The organism is Desulfuromonas sp. TF, from assembly GCF_000472285.1.
Taxonomy (GTDB): Bacteria; Desulfobacterota; Desulfuromonadia; order Desulfuromonadales; family ATBO01; genus ATBO01.
On record NZ_KI421424.1, the window covers coordinates 67,580 to 88,170 of the forward strand.

Consider the following 20,591-nt stretch of genomic DNA (forward strand, 5'->3'; position numbering starts at 1 on the left):
TCATGAACGATTCGATCCTGGCCTGCGACCACTGCGAATTGCCCATCCCCCCGGGGGAACTGGTTGCCGACCGTATCGGCGACCTTGAGCGCCGCTTCTGCTGCCAGGGGTGCCGCGGCGCTTTCCGCATCATCACCGGCGCCGGAATGGACGATTTCTACCGGCGGCGAAACTGGCCGGAGCCGGGGCTGCCCGAGGGAGCTTTCGCCGCCGGATACGACGACGCCGCCCTGGCGCCTTTCGTCAGTCAGGGGAAAACGGGGGCCGAGTTTTTCTTCCTCCTCGAGGGGGTCCGCTGCGCCTCCTGCGTCTGGCTCATCGAACGCATCCTGGCTTCGGTCGCCGGAGTCTCCGACGCCCGCCTCAATTACGGCACCCATCGCGCCCGAGTCCGCTTCGACCCGAGCCGGACCACCCCCGCCGCACTGTTCGAGGCGGTGGCCCGGATCGGTTACATTCCCCGCCCCTACACCGTCGAAGCGCAGCAGACGGCTGCGGAAAACGAGCGGCGCTCGCTTCTCATCCGCTTCGGCACGGCCTTTTTTCTCTCCATGCAGCTGATGGGATACTCGCTGGCCCTTTACGCCGGATACTTTCAGGGAATGGAGGAGGGCGCCCGCAACCTGCTCCAGTATCTGGCCGCCCTGGTCACCACACCGGTTGTCTTCTATGCCGGGGGGCCATTTCTCGCCGGCGCCTGGAGAAGCCTGCGCAACCGGGCACCCAACATGGACCTGCTCATCGCCATCGGAGTTCTCTCCGCCTACGGTTACAGCCTCTATGCTTTGGAAGCAGGAGGCGAGATCTACTTCGATACCGCCGCCATGATCGTCACTTTGATCCTGGCCGGAAGGCTCTTCGAAAATGCGGCCCGGCGCAAGGCATCGGCGGGGGTGGACCGCCTGCTGCGCCTCGCCCCGGACAATGCCCGCCGCCTCGATGGAGAGGATGTCGTTCAGGTGGAGAGTTCACTCCTGCATCCGGGGGACCGGATCCGCGTCCTGCCGGGGGAGCGCTTTCCCGTGGACGGCGAACTGATTTCCGGCGATACCGAAGTGGACGAGTCGGTCATCACCGGCGAGCCGTTGCCGGTCCTGCGCAGTGCCGGAGCGAAGATCGTCTCAGGCGCCCTCAACCTCACCTCAGCGGTCGACCTCCGGGTCACCCGGGGCGTCTCCGATTCCTTCATAGCCCGGGTGGCCCGCCTGGTGGAAGAGGCCCAGAGTCGCCAGGCCCCCGTACAGCGCCTGGCCGACCGCGTGGCCGCCCTGTTTGTTCCCGCCGCTGCGATGCTCTCACTCGGCACGCTCCTCTACTGGAGCTGGCAGGGAGCGCCGGGGATGGCTCCCCTGCTCAACGCGGTGTCCGTGCTGGTGGTGGCCTGCCCCTGCGCTCTCGGCCTGGCCACCCCCACCGCGATACTGGTGGCCGGCGGTGCGGCCGCCTCCAGAGGGATCCTTTTCCGCGGCGGGGATGTCATCGAAGCCGCCGGAAGGCTGACCCTCGCCGCCTTCGACAAGACAGGGACACTCACCGAAGGGCGGCCGCGGGTCGCGGCCGTGCGACCGGCCGCCGGGACGGAGGAGGATCTGCTGGGCCTGGCAGCTCGGGTGGAGGCCGGATCGACCCATCCCCTTGCGCGGGGAATCGTGACCGAAGCCCGCCATCGAGGCCTTGCGGTAGGGAGCGGCTCGGGAAGCCGGGCTATTGCCGGCAGGGGAGCATGGCTGGAGACGGAAGAGGGACCGCTCCGTGTCGGCAGCCGTCTTTTCCTCAGCGAGGGCGGCATCTCCGTGCCTCAAAACGACGCCCCGGATCACTGCACGGAGGTGCATGTGGCTTGCGGCGAGTCCTATTGCGGCGTCATCCTCCTTGAGGATCCTGTGCGCACATCCGCGGAGGATATCGTCGGCCGTTTCGGCGCCCTGGGCATCCGGACGGCTCTGCTCACGGGTGACCGGCATGCAGCCGCTGAACGGATTTCAAAGGGACTCAGGATCGGCACGACTCTGGCCGAGCTGAGTCCTAAGGAGAAATCGGACTGGATCGAAGCCAGAAGACGGGAAGGGGAGAAGGTCCTGATGGTCGGCGACGGAATCAACGATGCTCCCGCCCTTTCGGCGGCATCGGTCGGCTGCGCCATGGCCGGAGGGACCGACATCGCCCTCGAAACCTCCGACCTGATTCTCACCCGCCCCGACCTTGAGTGCCTCGAAGAGGCTCTTTGCATCGCCCGCCGCACCCTGCGGATCATCCGCCAGAACCTCTTCTGGGCCTTTGCCTACAACCTTCTCGCTCTTCCCCTGGCCGCCGCCGGGAAGCTCGCACCCATTCACGCCGCCGCCGCCATGGCGCTGAGCTCGGTGTGCGTAGTGGGAAACAGCTTGCGGCTGGGGAGAATCGGCAAACAAGGAAAAAGGATTAAGGAACAAGATGAAAGGAAAACCTCCGATTTCACCCCTTCAACCTCGTCGACCCTGCCCTTGGCCTTTATCCTTTTACCTTTAACCTTTTACCTTTAACCTGGATTTTCCATGCTGACCTCAACCATCATCCTCATCATCCTCTCCCTCTTCCTCGGAACAGGGGTCTGGCTCTTTTTCATCTGGGCCGTCAAGAAGGGGGAGTTCGACGACATGGAAGGTCCCAAGCACCGGATGCTCGAGGATGATCCTGCGGATCCGGCCAAGGAGACGAAAGATGACGAAAAATTCGATCAACCTTGAAAAGAGAGGCCTTTTGGGAAGAATCGGACGGATCCTCGTTTGCTCCGTTCTGCTTCTGTCCTCCGCAATCCAAGCCTCGGCCTCATCGGGCACCCGAATCGAAATCGAGGGGATCGACGGGGGAAAGGCGATTCTGAACCTGGCATCCGAACCGCTGCGCACCATGACCCCTGCCCCCTTTCACCTGATGCTGATCGACGGGACGGGGATCCCGATCACCGGCGCCGAAGTTCGCTGCGACCTGACCATGCCGGCCATGCCGATGCCGGAGAACAGGCCGAAGATTCGGGAAAAGGACGGGTTTTATTGGGGGGAAGCCGTCTTCACCATGGCCGGCGCCTGGCAGGCAGCCTTCCAGGTCACCATGCCGGACGGCCGCCTCGAAATCCTGATCTTCGACCTCGACCCGGTTCTGCTCAAATGATCGACCCCCTCTTCACCATGGCCCTGATCACCGGTCTGCTCGGCTCGGGGCACTGCATCGGCATGTGCGGCGGCATCGTCACCGCCCTTTCCCTCTCGGATAACGGCCGGCGCGGCGGCCTTTCCTTTCACCTCCTCTACAACGCCGGTCGGCTCGCCACTTATGGCCTGATCGGATTCCTGGCCGGCCGGCTCGGCTCAGCGATCGCCTACACCGATGCATTCGCCGGAGTGAGCCGCTCGCTGCTGGTGGCATCCGATCTTCTGGTCATTTTCCTCGGTCTCGGCACCGCAGGTCTTTTCGCCCGCTTCACCCTTCAGCGGCTCGAGTTCGCAGGCCCGATGCGGGCCATGGCCTCCGCGGTGCAGGGTATGCGCGCCCTCCCCCCCGCCATAGCCGCCCTCCCACTCGGCCTGCTCTTCGGCTTTCTCCCCTGCGGCTTCCTCTACGCCGTGGCGATTTCAGCCGCCCAGAGCGCCGACCCTCTCCAGGGCGCCCTCGTCCTGCTCGCCTTCGGCCTGGGGACCGCCCCTTCCCTCCTCCTGTTCGGCAAAGCCGCCCAGTGGCTCGGCGTCCGAGCCCGGGCCCGACTGCTGCAAGGCGCGGGGATCATGGTGGCGGCGATGGGCGGGTACAATCTTTTCCGGCACCTGCAGATGATGGGGCTCTGGGGTCTTCTGTGACTTTGGTCAATTACGGCAAATCCGCACATAAAATCCGCTAAATTCAGATAAAACAAAATATTGAATTCGGCGTGGTCGGAAGGCCCGTTACGTTCTCGTACAGTGACTGCCAATTCGGACTATTCGGGGGCATGGGCTTTGAGATGGTGCAGGAAAGTGAGCGCCAGGGGGGAGAGCTGGCGGTTCCTGCGCTGCACCAGATAGAACTGCCGGTGAATCTGCAGGCCGCTGAGGGGGACCGTCACCAGAGATCCCAGAAGAAGATCCTCCGCAACCGACAGAGAGGAAAGGATGGAGATGCCGAGCCGGGCCTTGATCCCCTGGCGGATCGCCTCTGAACTTCCCATCTCCGCCACCATGGTCAGCCGGGACAGATCCAGGCCGTACTCCTGCAGGGCCTGATTCATCACCATGCGGGTCCCGGATTCCGGCTCCCGCTGGATGAAAGGCTGTCCCGGAAGCTCCTCCAGAGAGACGGACTCCCGGGAGGCCCAGGGATGTCCGGGATAAACCGTCAGCATCAACTCGTCGGAGAAGACCTGCTCCGCATCCAGACGGTTATCCTTCGGCCTCGCCCCGACTATCCCCAGCTCCAGAGTTCCCAGCAGGAGTTCTTCGACAATCCGGGAAGTGCCCGAAATTTTGAGCATGATCTGAATGGAGGGATGGGCTGTCTTGAAGGATTCGATCAGGGCCGGAAGGATGAACGCTCCCGGAATGGTGCTGGCGCCCAGGGGCAGGCTGCCGGAGACGCGGCCACGGAACTGATCGATCGCCTGGAGGGCTTCGTCCCTCAGGGCGATGATCCGCCGGGCGTACTGATAAAGGATCTGCCCGGCTCCCGTGGGCATCACCTCTCGACCCAGCCGGTCCAGCAGCTTTTCTCCCAGGATTTCCTCCAGGGAGCGGACATGCTCGCTGACCGAGGGCTGGGAAAGCAGGACGGCTTTTGCCGCCAGGGTGAAACTCTTCAGCTCCACGACCTTGCAGAAAACCTCCAGGCGCCTGATATCCATGAATCTCCTTCCTTCTTACCCTTCACTCCTGAGCTGGTGGGCCGGGGTAAAGTAGTTGCGATATCCCTGTATCAGAATGAGAAAAGAGGTCACCGCCACGCTGCCGGTGATGACGCACATGATTGCGATCTGGTACTTGACGGCAATGATCGGGGCCGTTCCGGAGAGGATCTGGCCGGTCATCATTCCGGGGAGAAAGACGATCCCCATGGCGGCCATGGCATTGACGGAGGGAATCAGGGAGGCTCGAAAGGCGCTGCGCACCGCGTCTCCGGCGGCCGTTCGAGCCGTGGCGCCGAGGCTCAGGGCGGTTTCGATCTCGTCGCGGCGGTCCTTCATCTCGGAAGCCAGGCGCTCGGCGGCCAGACTGGCGCCGGTCATGGAATTCCCGATGATCATCCCGGCCAGGGGGATCAGGTAGCGCGGATCGTACCAGGGGGAAAGCCCGATGACAAGATGACAGAAAAAGAAGGTGCCGCCGCCGCAGCCGATCAGGATGGAGATGCCGACCACCCGGTAAAAACGGGGCATCTTGTCCTTCACCCGGCCCGCCACGGCCTGAACGGAAAAGATCCCCATGACCAGAAGGATAAGCAGGATGGGGGCAGGAGTGCGAAGGGCGAAGACCAGATGGAGGACATAGCCGACGGCCAGAAGCTGGACTCCCATCCGAGCCGATGCCCAGAGCATCTCCTTCTCCTGCCCGATTCCCTGCAGCCGGGCCAGTCCGACGGCGACGAAGACCAGGCCGTAGACGAGAGCCAGGTCGGACAGGGCGAGGTCAATGATCGGTTTCGCCTCCATGCGGTCTCCTTCAGGCGGAAAAAACCTTTGTCTCAACACCAGGGATTAAAAAAAAACGAAGATCAATTTTCACGCGAAGCCGCGAAGGCGCGAAGAGATTCAAAAAAGAGTTCTTTTTCTTCGCGTCTTCGCGTCTTCGCGTGAGTCCTTGTTTTTGGTATTCCTCGATTTCTCGTGTCTAAGGGGCTATGGATTCGGGTTCTTGAATTTCTTTCTCCGGTTCCGCCAGAAAACGCCTCAATTCGGACGTGCGGGGGCGGTTCAGCAGGTCATCTGCAGAACCCTCTTCGAGAATGAGCCCCCCCTCCAGATAGGCCAGGCGATCGGCCACCCTTTCGGCCAGCCGCAGATCATGGGTCACCATCAGCACGGTCAGATTCCCGCGGCGGCAGACCTCCTGGAGGGTCGCGGCCAGGCGATCGGCGGTGGGACGGTCGAGGGCGCTGGTCGGTTCATCCAGCAGGAGGATTTCGGGCCGGGTCGCCAGGGTGCGGGCCATGCTGACCCGCTGCTGCTGGCCGAGGGACAGCTTGCGGGCATTCTGAGGGAGCAGCTCGGCGGTCAATCGGCAGAGATCGAGGTTTTCACGAAGTAAATCGCTCTCGGGCAATGGCGGCTCTTCTCCCCGCAGCAGAAAGGGGCGCTGCAGGTTCTCCAGAACCGAGCCCTCGAACATGAAGGGTTTCTGAGCGGCCATGCCCACCCGCCGCCGCAACTGCAGAGGGTCGAGAGCGGCAATGTCCTTTCCGTCGATGAGAATGCGGCCGGAGGTCGGATCTTCCAGCCGGTTGGCCAGCCGCACCAGGGTGCTTTTCCCTCCCCCCGAAGGGCCCACGATCACCGTCAGTTCGCCGGCCGGCACCGAGAGGGAAATGCCCTTGAGTATCTCTTTTTCCCCTCCGGCATGATCGCGGCGGAGCTTGTGGACATCCTCGAAGTCCAGGGCTCCGGATCGTTTCATTCCCCTCCCTCCCCCTCCCGCAGACGTGTCATTACCTGTTTCATGTCCTCCCAGGCTTCCCGTTTGCCGACCGGATTGCGCAGCAGATAGGCGGGATGATAGGTGGGCATGAGGGGAATCCCTTCGTACTCGCGCCAGGTGCCGCGCAGGCGGCCGATGGGCGAGCCGTCGCGCAGCAGCGACTGGGCCGCGAAGCGCCCCAGAGTGACGATGAGTTGGGGACGAATGGCGGCCAGCTGGCGTTTCAGGTACGGTTCACAGGCCTCTATCTCCTCGGGTCCGGGATCGCGGTTGCCCGGAGGGCGGCACTTTATCACGTTGCATATGTAGACTTCCTCGCGCCGCAGCCCCATGGCGAAAAGGATTCGGTCGAGGAGGCGTCCCGCCTCTCCCACGAAAGGCTCCCCCTTTTCGTCCTCTTCCCGTCCCGGCGCCTCGCCGACGAAGACCACGCGGGAATGCGGATCACCGACACCAAAGACGAGGTTGCGGCGACCCTTGCACAGTGAACAGCGGCGGCAGTCTTCAAGCTCGGCACGGATTTCCTCAAGAGTTTCCTGCCGGCAGGAGCCCTCGCCGCCCCGGTCCATCCCGACCTCACCGGGCGCACAGGGGGGCAATATCTCGGGGATATCGACGAGCGGCACCTCTTCGACACCCAGTGTCTGCAGGTCCTTCAACAGGTTGCGAACCTGGAGCGCCGTTTCCAGAATCTCTCTACGAAGAGTCTCGGGCATAACCTTCTTTACTTCCCCCGAATGGTGGATTATTCTTTATATGATTCCGTGAACTTGCCCCCCTTAAGCAAAAGACGTGAGGGGTGAGGTGTCTCACGGATTCAGGTTTTATTAAACCCTGCGAGGCCCATGCCTTTTCTCATAGCATTATCCACGATCCTGCTTATTCTGGCACCTGCCGAAGCCCTGGCTTGGGGTATCGGTGTTCACCTGCAGCTCGGCTCACAGATCCTGGGCCGGCTCCATGAGCTGTCTCCGGCCATGGCGGCCCTGCTGAGCGCCTACCCCCACGATTACCTCTACGGCTGCATCAGCGCCGACATCACCCTGGGGAAAAAATTCACCCACCACCTGCAGCACTGCCATTCGTGGCGTCTGGGCAGGAAGGTCCTGGCCGCGGCCCGAACCGACTCCCAGAAGGCCTGTGCCTATGGCTACCTGGCGCATCTGGCCGCGGACTGCGTGGCCCATTCCTACTTTGTTCCCTTCAAGATGGTGCGCACCTTCAATACGACCCTGCTCCAGCACGCTTACTGGGAGTTGCGCTTCGAATCGGAAGTTCCGCCGGAAACATGGAAGCTGGCCCGCACCATTGCCAGAAAGGACTTCCGTGAAAACGATGTCATGATGCGCAGTGTCGTTTCCGATACGATCTTTTCCTTCGACACCAACAAACGCCTCTTCAATTCCCTTCTTCTTCTGAATCGGCTGCAGCAGTGGCAGAAAGTTCTCCGATCTTTTTCTACAGCATCGAAATGGACCCTCGGCAAAGAAGACCGGGAAGAATATCTCACCCTTGCCGCCCAGAGTTCCTTCAGCGTTCTGGCCGAAATGGAAGAGAGCCCCTTCTGGAGAGCCGATCCTACAGGAGAGCGGGCCATCAACGCCGCCAAGGTGATACGGAAAAACCTCAACCTGCTCTGGCTGGACGGCAAACTCTCCGACTACGATGCCGAGGTGATCTTGGCGGAACTCAAACCCCGCTTCCGCGAGGGAATCACCCGCCCCAGGCAGATCCTGGAATTGCTGTCGGAGTTTTAGAAACGGTAAGGCGTGGGGGGTAAGGAGTTAGGAGTAAAACCGGCAAAATGCTTGTGCGCCTCACTCCTCACTCCTCACGATCTTTCCCCCGCATGACGGCTATCCGATCAAGAAGGATATGGGCGACTTCGTCCTTGGAGAGTTGCGGCAGATCCTCCACGGCGCCGTCGCGATAGAGCAGACGCACGATATTGGTATCGACATCGAACCCCGCCCCCGCCTGGGTGACATCGTTGGCCACAATGAGGTCGAGATTCTTCTCCACCAGTTTTTTGCGCGCATTCTCCAGAAGGTCCTCCGTTTCGGCGGCGAACCCGACCAGGATTCTCTCCCCCTTCACCTGGCCGAGTTCAGCCAGGATGTCAGGATTCTTCTGGTAATGCACGGTCATTTCCCTGGTTTTCTCCTTCTTGATCTTCTCCCGGGAACTCGTCACCGGCCGGTAATCGGCCACCGCGGCCGCCTTGATGACTATGGAGGCATCTTCCATCCAGGCCATGGCCGCATCCCGCATCTGGAGCGCGCTGACGACGGCATGGAACTCCACCCCGCAGGGAGGGTTCAGGCAGGTGGGGCCTGCGATAAGGATCACCCTGGCACCCCGGTTGCGGGCGGCGCGGGCGATGGCGAACCCCATCTTCCCCGAAGAATAGTTGCTCAGGAAACGAACCGGATCGAGTTCCTCGCGGGTGGGTCCGGCTGTGACCAGCACGGTCTCGCCGGCCAGGTCCGCATTGCCCAGAAGCCATTCGCTTTCCTCGAAAATCGCCTGGGGGTCGGGAAGTTTTCCTTTTCCCTCCCATCCGCAGGCGAGAGCCCCGGTGACCGGCTCAAGAAAATGGTAGCCGAGAGCGGAGAGCTTTTCCTCGTTCTGACGATAAAGGGGATTCTCCCACATGTTGACGTTCATGGCTGGAACGAAGAGTACGCTGGCTTTGGTGGCCATCAACGTGGTGGTAAGCAGGTCGTCGGCGATGCCGGCGGCGACCTTGCCTATAACATTGGCGGTCGCCGGTGCCACCACGAAGAGGTCGGCGCGATCGGCAAGGGAAATGTGACCGATCTCCCGCTCCTGATAAAGGCTGAAAAGATCGGTATGGACCGGGTTTCCTGAAAGGGTCTGGAAGGTCAGAGGAGTGACGAACTCCTGGGCGCTGCGGGTCATGACGACGAATATTTCGGCGCCTGCCTTGACATAGAGCCGCAGCAGTTCCACCGCCTTGTAGGCCGCGATGCCGCCGCAGACCCCGAGTACGATCTTTTTGCCTTTTAACATAAAAACCTCGTCATTCGTCATTGGTCATTTGTCATTTGTTTTAAAACCAAGGACTAATGACCAATGACGGTTTCACGACTTTCATAAAAACGGATTCACCGCCTTTTCTCTTCCGATGGTGGTGTCCGGGCCGTGACCGGGGTGGACCACCGTGTCGTCCGGCAGAACCAGCAGGCGGCTGCGGATTCCCTCGATCAGGGTGTTGTGATCTCCGCCGGGAAGATCGGTTCGTCCGATCGAAGCGGCAAAGAGCGCGTCTCCCGAAAAGAGATGGCCTTCGGCCAGCAGGCAGATCCCCCCCGGTGAGTGCCCCGGAACATGGATGACCTCCAGTTCCAAATCGCCGAGGGGAAGTTTTTCGCCGTCTTCCAGCGTGCGGGAGGGCTCGGGCGAGGGGACGGCAGGCAGCCCGTAAGCGGCGGCATGATCCGCCGCCCGGCGCAGCAGGGGAAGGTCCCCTTCATGGATGAGGAGCTGCGCTCCCGTGCGCTCCACCAGCAGCTGGTTACCTCCGAGATGATCGAAGTGCCCGTGGGTGTTGATAATCATCTCCAGGTGCAGCCCGGCGCCTTCGATCACTTTCAGAATGCGTTCGCCGTCGCCGCCGGGATCGATCACTGCCGCCTTGCGGGTCTTTTCGCACGCCGCGATGAAACAGTTGACCTGCAGCGGCCCCACCATCAGTGTTTTGATCAGCATGCCTATTCCTCCTCGTCCACGGCAAAGAGATCGAGACTCTTCCCCTTGAGCTGATCGCCCAGAGTGAAGCCGAAGGGCTTTTTTCGATCCTTTTCCACCGGCTTCTCCGCCGCCGGACGAACCGCCGGCGACGGAGAAGGAGGCGGGGCGGATTCTTTCTCTTTGCGCCCTGGTACGGAGTTTTTGAAAAAATAGCGGTCATACAGGCGGTGGTAGGCGGTCCAGGGCGATTCGCTGTCCGGCTCCTTTTCGATATGCGTCCGAACCCCGTTGATTTTGGAATCCAGATCGTCGAGGAAGTTGAGGATAACCGCCTCCATGGTTTTCGGGCGTTTGGGAGAGCCGTATTCGTACTGTCCATGGTGGGAAAGGAGCAGATGCTTGAGCTGGATGCCCAGTTCCGGGGGAAAATCCTGGAGCGTACCGATTTTCTCCGTGATCATCTCCACCCCCATGACGATATGCCCCAGGAGTTTTCCCTCATCGGTGTAATCGAAGCTGCGCTGGTAGCACAGTTCCGAGACCTTACCGATGTCGTGCAGAAGGGCGCCGGTGACGAGCAGGTCGCGGTAAATGCCCGGATAACGCCGGCTGATGTCGTCGGCAAGGGACGCCACCGCCAGGGAATGCTCCAGCAGTCCGCCGAGGTAGACGTGATGCATCGCCTTGGCGGCCGGAGCGATGCTGTAACTGCGCCGGAAAGATTCATCGTTCCAGAAGGCCTCCAAGAGGGACTTGAGGTGGGGATCGCTCATTCCGTCGATCACCGAGCGCAGCTCCCCAAGCAGCTCTTCAGCACTGCGGCCGGCAACGGGAAGGAAATCGGAGAGATCGACCGCCTGATCATCCATGGGCGACAGATCCTGCACGATCAGCTGCATCTTGCCCATATAGACGCTGGTTTTCCCCTGAACGCGGATGAAGTCGTCCTTGTCGAAACGGTCGGCGAACTCGTCCACCCGGTCCCACACACGCCCTTCCACCTCGCCGGTGCGGTCCATCAGCTTGAGGGTCATGTAGGGCTTGCCGTTTTTGGCCATGGCCATGATCTTGTCACGGACCAGAAAAGGGCTGTCCACCCAGTCCCGCTCACGTATCTGTTCCACAAAAATCTTTTTCACCAGCTACTCCTGTTTTCCCGCTATTATCGCAATCTGTTCGGCGATCCGCAATCCATCGAGCGCCGCACTCATGATCCCGCCGGCGTAGCCCGCCCCTTCTCCCGCCGGATAGAGGCCGGGGTGGGAAACGGACTGACCGTTCTCTCCGCGAAGGATACGCAGCGGAGCCGAGGTGCGGGTCTCTACCCCGGTGAGGGTCGCCTCGGCGGTGAGGAAGCCGCGCATGCGCCTCTCGAACTGCGGCAGGGCTCGTCGCAGGGCGTCGCTGACGAAGGTGGGCAGCACCTCGGCCAGGTCAGCTTCTGTTACTCCGGGGCGGGCGGTGGAAGCTATCGGGCCTCCTCCGCGACCCAAAAAAGCCATCAGATTCTGGGCCGGAGCCCTGTAATCGCCGCCTCCGGTCCGAAAGGCCGCCTCTTCCCATAAGCGCTGAAAACGGACTCCCGCCAGTGGGTCATCTCCATCGAAATCGGATCGCCGCACCGTCGCCACCAGAGCGCTGTTCGAGCGGTCGCCTCCCCTCCTCTGATGGCTCATGCCGTTGACCACCACCCCTCCGGCCTCCGAAGAAGCTATCACGACCTCTCCGCCGGGGCACATGCAGAAGGAATAGATACCACGGCCGCTGACCGGGTCGTTGTACGTCAGGGCGTACTCGGCCGCGGGGAGACTGGGATGACAGGGGTGACCGTACTGGATGGAATTGATCAGCTCAGCCGGATGCTCCACCCGCAGCCCCACGGCAAAGGGTTTGCCCTCCAGGCGCACTCCCGCGGCGTGAAGCATCCGGTAGGTGTCCCGGGCGCTGTGCCCGGGCGCCAGAACCAGGCTGTCGCAGGCGAATTCCCCGCCATCGTCCATGACTCCTGCACAGATCCGGCCGCCGGCCGTCTCCAGTCCCGCAAGCTTCGCCCGATAGCGGATGTCCACTCCCAGGCGCAGAAGCTCAAGGCGAAAGTTGATCAGCACCTGCCGCAGTCGGTCGGTCCCCACGTGGGGCTTGGCCTGTATCAGGATCTCTTCCGGGGCACCGAAATCGACCAGATGCTGCAGCACCAGTCGCGTCCACGGATGATTCACGCGGGTGGTCAGCTTGCCGTCGGAAAACGTTCCCGCCCCGCCTTCGCCGAACTGGACGTTGCTTTCGGGATCGAGTCCTCCTCCGGACCAGAAGCGCCCCACATCCCCGACGCGGTCCTCAACGGGACGACCGCGTTCGACCAGAGCCACCGGAAGGCCGTACTGCGCCAGACGCAAGGCGGCAAACAGGCCGGCAGGACCCATACCCGCCACCAGCACCCGGTGCCCGCCGGTGAGCGGGGCGACAACGGGAAGATCCGGCGTAACGGAAGATTCCAGATTGCGGTTGCCGCGGTTGCGTCGGAGGATTTCCCCCTCGTCGGCGGCTGAGAATTCCACCGTGTAGATCCTGAGCACCCGCGGCTTCTTGCGTGCGTCGATCCCCCGGCGCACGATCCGCCAATCCTTCAGTTCCCCCGGCTTCAGTCCCAGTTCCCGGGCGATAATGTCCGGCAAAAAGGTTTCATCCTGCTCCAGGGATAAAGGCACTTCCCGCAATCTCAGGGGCATGCTGAAGGACCTCCGCACCGCACCGATTCCAGGAACCCGCGGACGCGCCTGTGCTTCATCTCGCGATTCTTTCTCACGTCATCGGCAACTGGAGATGGAAAACCGTCCCCTTGCCTTCGACACTGTCAACGGATATGCGGCCGCTGTATGTTTTGACGATCCGCAGAACCACGGACAGGCCGAAACCCGTTCCCTTGGTCTTGGTGGTGAAGAAGGGGTCGAAGATCCGCTTGAGGTTTTGCTGAGGGATTCCTCCACCCGTGTCGGAGACCGAAATAAAGATCGTTCCTTCGTCGTGGGAGAGGCGGATGCCAAGCTTTCCCCCCTCCTGCATCTCATAGAGAGAATTGACGAACAGATTACTGAAGATCTGCTCGATCTCGGCAGCATCAGCCAGAATTGGCGGCGGCACGGACACATAATTCTTTTCCACCCGGACCTTCTGCGCCAACGCCAATGCCTCGAATCCAGACAGGACATGATCGATGACATCGGCGATGCACACCGGCTTGAGTTCGAAGCGGGGCCGTTTGCTGGCCTCCAGCAGTTTGACCAGAAGGTCGTCAATACGGTCGACCTCCTTCATGATCTTGGCGGCATAGGAGGACTTCTCGGGATCATCGGTCAGTCCCGACTGCAGGATCTGGGCGAAAAGGTTGATCGAATTCAAAGGGTTTCGAATCTCGTGCGCCATTCCGGCAGAAAGATGCCCTAGAGCGGCCAGCTTTTCCGCCTGAACGATCTCGGCATGCGCCCGCTCAAGTTCGCGGCTCTTTTGTTCCACCCGACGGGCCAGCTCCTGATTCCATTGCTCGATCTCGTGCAGGAGCCGTTCCCGTTCTTCGCGCAGTTCCTTGTTATGCAGTTCAATGCGCCGGATTCGCAGAACGTTGTCGATGCGTTCGATCAGGTCCTGATTGCTGAAGGGCTTGAGAATGTAATCGGATGCACCCGCTTTCATCAGCTCAACAGCGATTTCCTCACTCCCCTTGCCGGTAAACATGATAACGTAGGTCGAAGGAAAACGCTCTCGAATTCTCCGCAGAGCCGTCATTCCGTCCATCCCCGGCATCATGTAGTCGAGCAGCACAACGGCCGGGGTTTCCCGTTCCACGATTTCCAGCCCCTTGGCACCGCTTTCGGCGGTCAGGACTTCATAGCCGTTGCTGCGCAATACCATGGAAGTGAGTTCAAGGATGATCTTCTCATCATCCACCACCAGTATCCGATCAGTCATATCTCCCAATCCGCACTCGTTAATTTCTCACAAGCGGAGGGTAGCATAACCCCAACCGCCCCCCTTTGACAAGGGCAATTACCCTGGCGCCAAGGGTACCAAAAAAAGGAAAGGCAGCGCCATGTCTGCCTTTCCTTGTCATCCTCCCACTTAGTTTTTCAGCTTCCGTCCCTACTCCTGCTGGTAGCGGATGGTCATTACCGGAATGGGCGACTTGCGCACGACCTTCTCGGCGGTGCTCCCGAACAACACATGATCCAGACCCGTTCGTCCGTGGGTTCCCAGGATGATGAGATCGGCCGATTCCTCGACCGCTTTCTTGATAATTTCGTCAAAGGGGATGCCGGGTATGATAAAGGTTTCGTAGTTGTCGTAGTCGCGAATGTGGGTGCGGCAGAATTTTTCCATCATCTTCTGAGCCCCTTCCTCGATCTCCTCCTCCAGCTTCTCGAAGGAGATATGGGGCACATAGAATCCCCGAAGATCGACAGGTTCATTGATGATGTGAATGATCAACAGTCGACTGTTGAATTTTTTGGCGAGGGAGAGCGCGTACCGGAAAGCAAAATCCGAACTCTCTGAAAAATCCGTGGCAAACAAGATTGCGTTGAAGTCTTTCATTGCTCCTCCCCGCTCGATTGGGTGACAGATCTTCTCAAGAGGCGCTTGCCGATATGGAATTGCCGCCTATTTTTTTCATGACCGACTTGAGTTCATCCAGCCTCACGGGCTTATGGATATATTCGAAAGCACCGAGATTCATCGCTTCAAGATAGGATTCGACACCGCCGTAAGCTGTAATCATGATGACGTGAGTGCTCGGATAATGCCGATTGAGCTCACGCAGGAAAGTCAGACCGTTCATCTCAGGCATATTGATGTCGCTGATGACGAGGTTGACTTTTTTGTGCCGCAAAAAATCCAGGGCTTCATGTCCGTTGGCCACGCTGGCAACATCGTAACCTTCCTGGGAGAGAAGCTTGCTCAGGCCGATTCGGGCATTTTCCTCGTCATCCACGACCAGTATGTTCTTGATTGTTTGACTCAAAGCAAAAAGACTCCTCGCAATATTTCCTGGAAGTCTACCATGCGGCCAACGGCTGTCAAGCTGAGACCCTACCTGGTCCAACCAAAAACAGTAGAGATTCCGGTGGCTTGAAAAATTTAGCGCGTAAAATTTTACAACGAGTCTGGAGCACGGGATTTTGGGGGATACGGAACGGAAAAGACCGGAGAATTTTCTCGCCTTTGCTGCAGAGCAAGCAAGGCTCATCCCTGGGAACCGCCGGGAACATTCGTCATTTAACGAGGGAAAGAATGCGGTGTAATTTCCCGATCGCCTTTTTTCTGCCATTGCAGCAGAAGGCGTCGAACCAGGGAGGAGAAATGTTCCGCTCCCCGTCTGCCAGCTTCTAGAACCTCGGCATGACTCAGGGGGGATGTCGCCAGACCGGCCGCCGCATTGGAAACAAAGGAGAGACCCGCCACCTCCATTCCGAGGTATTTACCCATGATGGCCTCGGGAACCGTCGACATGGAAACAGCGTCGGCGCCAAGCCGCTGCAGCATACGGATTTCTGCCGGGGTTTCGTAGGAAGGTCCCGGCAGTGCAGCCAGAATACCCTGGTGCAGACCGATTCCCCGACTCCGGGCATAGTTCAGAAGGGCAGGAAAAAAAGACAGATCATAGAGGCGGGTAAGATCGACAAAAGGGTTTTCAGTGCGCCCGCGCAAGGGGTTGTCGCCAAGAAGGTTGAGGTGATCGGCGATAACCATGAAATCTCCGGCTCGATACCTGTCATTGATTCCGCCTACGGCATTGGTGAGGAGCAGCCGTCCGCAGCCGAGAAAATGAGCCAGACGGACGGAAGCCGTCACCTGGCGGGCGTCATACCCCTCGTAGATATGGTGCCGTCCATTGAACAGCAGCACCCGCCATCCATCCAGGATCCCGGCTGCCAGAGACCCGGCATGACCGGGAACGGTCGCCGGGGGGAAACACGGGAGATTCCGGAAAGGGATCGAAACGACGGCTTCAACCTCATCAGCCAGTGCTCCCAGCCCCGAACCGAGAACGATCGCCAGTTCAAATCCTTCGCCTCCGGTCATCCGGTGGACAACATCTCCGGCTTCTGCAATATTCTTTTCAACCATATTCTAAAAGAATCAGCGCTTCAGCAGGGCAGTGACTCGCTCCTGCAACTGCTCCGGTTTGAAGGATTTATTGAGGAAGTCGTCCGCCCCCAGATGGCGCACCTCAGTGACGTCCGTCTCCTTGCGATAGACGCCGCTCATCGCCAGCAGACGGATATCTTTCAGCGCTTCCTCTGCCCTCACCTCCCGGATCAATTCGTAGCCGTTTTTCCCGGGGAGGTTCAAATCAAGAATGACCAGATCGGGGTGTTCCCGGCGAATAACCTCAAGGGCCTCCATGCCGTCTGCGGCGGTCAAAAAGGTCAGCGGCAGGGGCTTGAGGACATCGAGGATGAGTTCGCGGAAGAATTTGGAATCGTCCACCACCAGAACCCTCGGAGCGGCAGCCGGGGCCGAGGGCAACTCGCCGTCCGCCTCTTCCGTCAGGGTAATCTGGAAAACCTCGGCGCATTTCGGGCATTTGACCCGGGCCATGTGCTTTGGAGTCCCTTTAGGATCTATCTGATAGCGCGCCCGGCACACAGGACACTGGATGATCATAACTCCCCCGTTTATTGACCGGCCGACGACGAAGGGAAAATGTCCCTTCTTCGTCAGATTCAAGCTCCATCTTCAATTCAAAAGTTTCAGATAATCAACGGCCAGGTGACCCTGTTCGGAGTCGGGAGCCAAGCGGATAACTTCCTTCAAGGAAGTGATGGCTTTCCCCGTTTCTCCTGACTTCATGTAGGCAAGGGCCAGCCTGTAGTGAGCCGCGCTATAATCGGGAGCCACAGAGAGAGCCTGGCGGAAAGCTTCGATAGCCGAATCGGTTTTATCGAGGGCATAATAGGCTTCCCCCAGGCGCAAATGAGCCGGAGGATATCGGAGGTTGTGAGCGAGTGCTTCCTTGCAGGCCGTCACCGCCGCCAGATATTCCCCTTTCTGCAGATAGGCATATCCCAGTCCCGTCAATGCCACCTCGACTCTGGTAAAGGTCAGATCGGAAGAAGCCTTGCGAAAATAGCGGATAGCGTCGTTCCACCGTTCCATGTCCAGGTAAAGAACAGCCAGGTTGTTTTCAATCTGGGAATTGTCATGGTCGAGCTTCAGGGCCCGCAGGTAATGCTCTTCCGCCTCCGGAAAGGCCTTCTTCAAATAGTAGGCCTGAGCGAGAGCCGCCTGGATATGGGCACTTTCCGGCTTGCTCTGAGCGGCCAGGCGAAACTCTTTCAGTGCCAGGGTGGGATTGTTTTCCTCGAGGTAAGAAATACCCAGGATGTAGTGGGCCTCACCCTGGTCGACTTTTTTCTTCCCACCGCTGCAGCCGGTCAGCAGAGGGGCGGCCAACAGAAGGATCAGAATACACCAGAGATTATATTTGCCCACACAGTTCTCCTCAGAAGGACGCTAGAAATCGTCCTAGATTTTTAAGCAGGATTTTCCGCCGCATTTCTATTTCTTCGGGAGAAGGCTTGCGTCTTCGCAGAACCGCCGCCCGTCGGACTTCCAAGTCCTTTTCCAACTCGCCGATTTCCTCGGCCTGCTCGACTACTTCGGCCTGCTCGACTACCTCTGCTTGCTCAACTAATTCGACTACTTCGGTCTGTTCAACTACTTCGGCCTGTTCGGGCACCACTGCCGGTGCTTTTTCCGGCGGGGCCGCTTGCAGCCGTTTCCCCGGGACGGCAGCGGCTGCAACACCCCTTTTCAGTGGAAGAGAGTTCCAGAGCGAGTCCTGCTCCTCAGGGCCAAGGAGCTGGATATCGAGATCCCCCATGATAAAACCCATTGACTCGGCAAAATGAATTCCCTCATCAAGAACCCTGCCCGCCTCCTGTTTCGTAATTTTTTCCCGGTCAGGGACGTAAAAAGCCAGAAGTCGACTGGCGTGCAGGTGAAAAACGATGGAGATGCCGAATCCATCTTTGACGGCGAAGAGGCAGAGGTAGGCGGTCGCCTGCTGGGAGGGAAGTCCGGGGAGTGCGACCTGTATATCACTCAGAGATCGATGCAGTCGCCGGATGTTCGCGGTCGGGACATCCAGTCTGTCCATCTTCTTTCGCCAGTGGAACATCGGCAATCCCTCCCGGGCATCACTCCAGCCCGTCAAACTCCGTCAGCAGCTTGAATTTCCGGAACCGTTCCTCAATTTCACCGTACTCGAGTTTTTTCATGCGCCCGAGACTGAAATCCTCGACGACGAAGGAAGCCATCGCGCTGCCGAAAACAATGGCCTGCCGCATATTGCTCTCGGAAAGATTCCGGGTCGCGACCAGGTATCCCATGAATCCTCCGGCGAAGGTATCCCCCGCTCCGGTGGGATCGAAAACCGACTCCAGCGGATAGGCCGGCGCGGAAAAGATGGAATGCTCGGAGAACATGATCACCCCGTACTCGCCTCGCTTGACCACCAGGGTTTTGGGGCCCATGTCCAGAATCAAGCGTGCGGCCTTGACCAGGTTGGGCTCCTCGGCCAGTTGGCGGGTTTCCCCCTCGTTGATGAGGAGGATATCCACATGCCTGAGGGTTTTCAGCAGAGCTTCCCTCTTGCCGCCGATCCAGAAGTTCATGGTATCACAGGCGACCAGTTTCGGATTCTTCACCTGGTTCAGGACTTCCAGCTGCAGCTCGGGATCGATATTGGCCAGAAACACATACTCGGCTTCGCGGTATCCCTGGGGAAGATCGGGCTGGAATGATTCAAAGACGTTGAGGTGGGTCTCCAGGGTATGCGCTTCATTCAGGTCGTAATCGTAGCTCCCCTTCCAGCGGAAGGTCCTCCCCTGCGCGGTCTTGAGACCTTCGAGGTCGATCTTGCGTGAACGGAGGAAATCAAGGTGTTCGGCTGGGAAATCCTCGCCGACCACCGCCACCATCTTGACGTCCGTGAAAAAACTGGCCGAGGTGGAAAAGTAGGTTCCCGATCCGCCCAGCACCTCCTCCACCTGTCCGAAGGGGGTTTTCACCGAATCGAAAGCCACCGAACCGACTACCAGAACACTCATGTCATCTTCCGCCTTTTTCATCATAAATCAACGAGCGACGTGGCACGCTCCCGTATCGCTCAATAAAAACAGATAAATGCCTGAAATGCAAACCCCTTGAGCGGCAGAGAGATTATTTCAGGTATTTGCCCATGATCACGTCGAGTTTCTCCCGGGTCGCCTCCGGAATCAACTTCCGGTCGGTCATGATCGCGAACTTGAGCGACTCACCGCAGGTGCAAGTTCTTTCGCTCCCGAGTTTTCTTACCGCTTCGCGGATGATTTTGCGCGCCGTCGACACGTTCTGCTGGATGATGGCAACAACCGCTTCCACCGAAACGTCGTCATGCTCTTCATGCCAGCAGTCATAGTCGGTGGCCAGTGCCAGGGTGCCATAACAGATCTCCGCCTCCCGGGCCAGACGCGCCTCGGAGATGTTGGTCATACCGATCACATCGACCCCCCAGCTGCGGTAGATGTTGGACTCGGCCCGGGTGGAGAAATTCGGCCCCTCGATGCAGATGTAGGTCCCGCCCCGGTGGGTCGTCGCGCCCACCTCCTCAGCCGCCTGGAAGAGAACCTTCGACACATCGGCGCAGACTGGGTCGGAGAACTGGACATGTCCGACAACCCCATCGCCGAAAAACGTCGAGGAGCGTTTGCCGACGGTACGGTCGAAAAACTGATCGGGAATGACGATGTGCCCGGGGACGATCTTTTCCTTCATGCTTCCCACGGCGGAAACCGAGATGATTCTCTCCACCCCCAGTTTCTTCATTCCGTATATATTGGCCCGATACCGTACCTCCGAAGGGAGCAGCCGGTGCCCGCGGCCGTGCCGGGGAAGAAAGACCATCGGGGTCCCGTCCAGGTTGCCGGTGATGAACGCATCGGACGGTTCACCGAAAGGGGTGTCGAGGAGGACTTCATTGAGATCGGTGAATCCCTCCATTTCATAAAGGCCGCTGCCGCCGATGACGCCGATTACAGGTTGAGACATGTAAAAAAACCTCCTCAAAATCAGGTTCAAGGTGCAAAGTTAAAGTTTGCCTTTTTACGGTGCCGCCAGCTTTCCCTGGGGGTCCCGTCCAGGTTGCCGGTGATGAACGCATCGGACGGTTCACCGAAAGGGGTGTCGAGGAGGACTTCATTGAGA

General features: G+C 59.5%; 22 protein-coding genes. 5 read left to right on the top strand and 17 right to left on the bottom strand.

The features are described from left to right. Positions 1-2: 2 nt before the first annotated feature. From DTF_RS24095 to DTF_RS0116610, 4 genes are read left to right on the top strand one after another with little or no spacing between them, the layout of a single operon-like run. Positions 3-2,522, top strand: coding sequence for a heavy metal translocating P-type ATPase (locus DTF_RS24095; RefSeq protein WP_081703050.1), 2,520 nt, complete (start codon positions 3-5; stop codon positions 2,520-2,522). A 12-nt stretch (positions 2,523-2,534) separates the two neighbouring features. Further along, complete coding sequence (gene ccoS / locus DTF_RS0116600; protein ID WP_027716231.1) at positions 2,535-2,726, top strand: cbb3-type cytochrome oxidase assembly protein CcoS; 192 nt, start codon at positions 2,535-2,537, stop codon at positions 2,724-2,726. Beyond that, positions 2,701-3,150, top strand: coding sequence for a FixH family protein (locus DTF_RS0116605; protein WP_027716232.1), 450 nt, complete (start codon positions 2,701-2,703; stop codon positions 3,148-3,150). The genes ccoS and DTF_RS0116605 overlap by 26 nt, the downstream gene beginning before the upstream one ends. Beyond that, entirely contained in the window at positions 3,147-3,833 is a 687-nt protein-coding gene (locus DTF_RS0116610; RefSeq protein ID WP_027716233.1) for a sulfite exporter TauE/SafE family protein, read from the top strand. Before DTF_RS0116605 ends, DTF_RS0116610 begins: the two co-directional genes overlap by 4 nt. 119 nt (positions 3,834-3,952) lie before the next feature. On the opposite strand, the gene DTF_RS0116615 is transcribed toward DTF_RS0116610, so the two are convergent. From DTF_RS0116615 to DTF_RS24100, 4 genes are all read right to left on the bottom strand, one after another. Beyond that, positions 3,953-4,849, bottom strand: coding sequence for a selenium metabolism-associated LysR family transcriptional regulator (locus DTF_RS0116615; protein WP_027716234.1), 897 nt, complete (start codon positions 4,847-4,849; stop codon positions 3,953-3,955). 15 nt (positions 4,850-4,864) lie between these two features. Beyond that, positions 4,865-5,653: an iron export ABC transporter permease subunit FetB gene (gene fetB, locus DTF_RS0116620; protein WP_027716235.1), complete on the bottom strand. Its 789-nt coding sequence runs from the start codon at positions 5,651-5,653 to the stop codon at positions 4,865-4,867. Positions 5,654-5,831: 178 nt separating this feature from the next. Further along, entirely contained in the window at positions 5,832-6,614 is a 783-nt protein-coding gene (locus DTF_RS0116625) for an ATP-binding cassette domain-containing protein (RefSeq protein WP_027716236.1), read from the bottom strand. Next, positions 6,611-7,351: a uracil-DNA glycosylase family protein gene (locus tag DTF_RS24100; protein WP_027716237.1), complete on the bottom strand. Its 741-nt coding sequence runs from the start codon at positions 7,349-7,351 to the stop codon at positions 6,611-6,613. The genes DTF_RS0116625 and DTF_RS24100 overlap by 4 nt, the downstream gene beginning before the upstream one ends. A gap of 129 nt (positions 7,352-7,480) precedes the next feature. On the opposite strand from DTF_RS24100, the gene DTF_RS0116635 reads away from it, so the two are divergent. Further along, the gene (locus DTF_RS0116635) at positions 7,481-8,392 is read left to right on the top strand and encodes a zinc dependent phospholipase C family protein (protein ID WP_027716238.1); all 912 of its coding nucleotides are present in this window, start codon (positions 7,481-7,483) and stop codon (positions 8,390-8,392) included. Positions 8,393-8,459: 67 nt separating this feature from the next. On the opposite strand, the gene coaBC is transcribed toward DTF_RS0116635, so the two are convergent. The 13 genes from coaBC to mtnP all read right to left on the bottom strand — a co-directional run bounded on the left by coaBC (position 8,460) and on the right by mtnP (position 20,435). After that, a complete protein-coding gene (gene coaBC, locus DTF_RS0116640; protein WP_027716239.1) occupies positions 8,460-9,668 on the bottom strand; it encodes a bifunctional phosphopantothenoylcysteine decarboxylase/phosphopantothenate--cysteine ligase CoaBC in 1,209 nt (402 codons plus the stop codon). 81 nt (positions 9,669-9,749) lie between these two features. Then, positions 9,750-10,367 carry an MBL fold metallo-hydrolase gene (locus tag DTF_RS0116645; protein WP_027716240.1) on the bottom strand — a complete coding sequence of 206 codons (618 nt, stop codon included), beginning with the start codon at positions 10,365-10,367 and terminating at the stop codon, positions 9,750-9,752. Positions 10,368-10,369: 2 nt separating this feature from the next. Next, positions 10,370-11,488, bottom strand: coding sequence for a 3'-5' exoribonuclease YhaM family protein (locus tag DTF_RS0116650; protein ID WP_027716241.1), 1,119 nt, complete (start codon positions 11,486-11,488; stop codon positions 10,370-10,372). Between the two features lie 3 nt (positions 11,489-11,491). Then, positions 11,492-13,078, bottom strand: coding sequence for an NAD(P)/FAD-dependent oxidoreductase (locus DTF_RS0116655; protein ID WP_027716242.1), 1,587 nt, complete (start codon positions 13,076-13,078; stop codon positions 11,492-11,494). A 73-nt stretch (positions 13,079-13,151) separates the two neighbouring features. Beyond that, positions 13,152-14,315 (bottom strand): response regulator, encoded by a 1,164-nt coding sequence (locus tag DTF_RS0116660; RefSeq protein WP_027716243.1) that lies wholly within the window; start codon positions 14,313-14,315, stop codon positions 13,152-13,154. Between the two features lie 171 nt (positions 14,316-14,486). Continuing rightward, entirely contained in the window at positions 14,487-14,936 is a 450-nt protein-coding gene (locus DTF_RS0116665; RefSeq protein WP_027716244.1) for a universal stress protein, read from the bottom strand. 34 nt (positions 14,937-14,970) lie between these two features. Beyond that, entirely contained in the window at positions 14,971-15,363 is a 393-nt protein-coding gene (locus DTF_RS0116670) for a response regulator (RefSeq protein ID WP_027716245.1), read from the bottom strand. 254 nt (positions 15,364-15,617) lie between these two features. Continuing rightward, positions 15,618-16,469 (bottom strand): purine-nucleoside phosphorylase, encoded by an 852-nt coding sequence (locus tag DTF_RS24105; protein WP_051361407.1) that lies wholly within the window; start codon positions 16,467-16,469, stop codon positions 15,618-15,620. 12 nt (positions 16,470-16,481) lie between these two features. Beyond that, positions 16,482-17,009: a response regulator gene (locus tag DTF_RS24110; RefSeq protein WP_155890853.1), complete on the bottom strand. Its 528-nt coding sequence runs from the start codon at positions 17,007-17,009 to the stop codon at positions 16,482-16,484. Between the two features lie 72 nt (positions 17,010-17,081). Further along, positions 17,082-17,837, bottom strand: coding sequence for a lipopolysaccharide assembly protein LapB (locus tag DTF_RS24115; protein ID WP_051361409.1), 756 nt, complete (start codon positions 17,835-17,837; stop codon positions 17,082-17,084). Between the two features lie 10 nt (positions 17,838-17,847). Next, positions 17,848-18,525 carry a hypothetical protein gene (locus tag DTF_RS0116690; RefSeq protein ID WP_027716246.1) on the bottom strand — a complete coding sequence of 226 codons (678 nt, stop codon included), beginning with the start codon at positions 18,523-18,525 and terminating at the stop codon, positions 17,848-17,850. 19 nt (positions 18,526-18,544) lie between these two features. Then, complete coding sequence (locus DTF_RS0116695; RefSeq protein ID WP_027716247.1) at positions 18,545-19,456, bottom strand: PfkB family carbohydrate kinase; 912 nt, start codon at positions 19,454-19,456, stop codon at positions 18,545-18,547. A gap of 112 nt (positions 19,457-19,568) precedes the next feature. After that, complete coding sequence (gene mtnP / locus DTF_RS0116700) at positions 19,569-20,435, bottom strand: S-methyl-5'-thioadenosine phosphorylase (protein ID WP_027716248.1); 867 nt, start codon at positions 20,433-20,435, stop codon at positions 19,569-19,571. Positions 20,436-20,591 lie beyond the last annotated feature (156 nt).

Excerpts from the sequence above, each read along its gene's own strand:
- DTF_RS24095 (WP_081703050.1), top strand. The coding sequence starts at position 3 with ATGAACGATTCGATCCTGGCCTGCGACCACTGCGAATTGCCCATCCCC.
- ccoS (WP_027716231.1), top strand. The coding sequence starts at position 2,535 with ATGCTGACCTCAACCATCATCCTCATCATCCTCTCCCTCTTCCTCGGA.
- DTF_RS0116605 (WP_027716232.1), top strand. The coding sequence starts at position 2,701 with ATGACGAAAAATTCGATCAACCTTGAAAAGAGAGGCCTTTTGGGAAGA.
- DTF_RS0116610 (WP_027716233.1), top strand. The coding sequence starts at position 3,147 with ATGATCGACCCCCTCTTCACCATGGCCCTGATCACCGGTCTGCTCGGC.
- DTF_RS0116615 (WP_027716234.1), bottom strand. The coding sequence starts at position 4,849 with ATGGATATCAGGCGCCTGGAGGTTTTCTGCAAGGTCGTGGAGCTGAAG.
- fetB (WP_027716235.1), bottom strand. The coding sequence starts at position 5,653 with ATGGAGGCGAAACCGATCATTGACCTCGCCCTGTCCGACCTGGCTCTC.
- DTF_RS0116625 (WP_027716236.1), bottom strand. The coding sequence starts at position 6,614 with ATGAAACGATCCGGAGCCCTGGACTTCGAGGATGTCCACAAGCTCCGC.
- DTF_RS24100 (WP_027716237.1), bottom strand. The coding sequence starts at position 7,351 with ATGCCCGAGACTCTTCGTAGAGAGATTCTGGAAACGGCGCTCCAGGTT.
- DTF_RS0116635 (WP_027716238.1), top strand. The coding sequence starts at position 7,481 with ATGCCTTTTCTCATAGCATTATCCACGATCCTGCTTATTCTGGCACCT.
- coaBC (WP_027716239.1), bottom strand. The coding sequence starts at position 9,668 with ATGTTAAAAGGCAAAAAGATCGTACTCGGGGTCTGCGGCGGCATCGCG.
- DTF_RS0116645 (WP_027716240.1), bottom strand. The coding sequence starts at position 10,367 with ATGCTGATCAAAACACTGATGGTGGGGCCGCTGCAGGTCAACTGTTTC.
- DTF_RS0116655 (WP_027716242.1), bottom strand. The coding sequence starts at position 13,078 with ATGCCCCTGAGATTGCGGGAAGTGCCTTTATCCCTGGAGCAGGATGAA.
- DTF_RS0116660 (WP_027716243.1), bottom strand. The coding sequence starts at position 14,315 with ATGACTGATCGGATACTGGTGGTGGATGATGAGAAGATCATCCTTGAA.
- DTF_RS0116665 (WP_027716244.1), bottom strand. The coding sequence starts at position 14,936 with ATGAAAGACTTCAACGCAATCTTGTTTGCCACGGATTTTTCAGAGAGT.
- DTF_RS24105 (WP_051361407.1), bottom strand. The coding sequence starts at position 16,469 with ATGGTTGAAAAGAATATTGCAGAAGCCGGAGATGTTGTCCACCGGATG.
- DTF_RS24110 (WP_155890853.1), bottom strand. The coding sequence starts at position 17,009 with ATGATCATCCAGTGTCCTGTGTGCCGGGCGCGCTATCAGATAGATCCT.
- DTF_RS0116690 (WP_027716246.1), bottom strand. The coding sequence starts at position 18,525 with ATGTTCCACTGGCGAAAGAAGATGGACAGACTGGATGTCCCGACCGCG.
- DTF_RS0116695 (WP_027716247.1), bottom strand. The coding sequence starts at position 19,456 with ATGAGTGTTCTGGTAGTCGGTTCGGTGGCTTTCGATTCGGTGAAAACC.
- mtnP (WP_027716248.1), bottom strand. The coding sequence starts at position 20,435 with ATGTCTCAACCTGTAATCGGCGTCATCGGCGGCAGCGGCCTTTATGAA.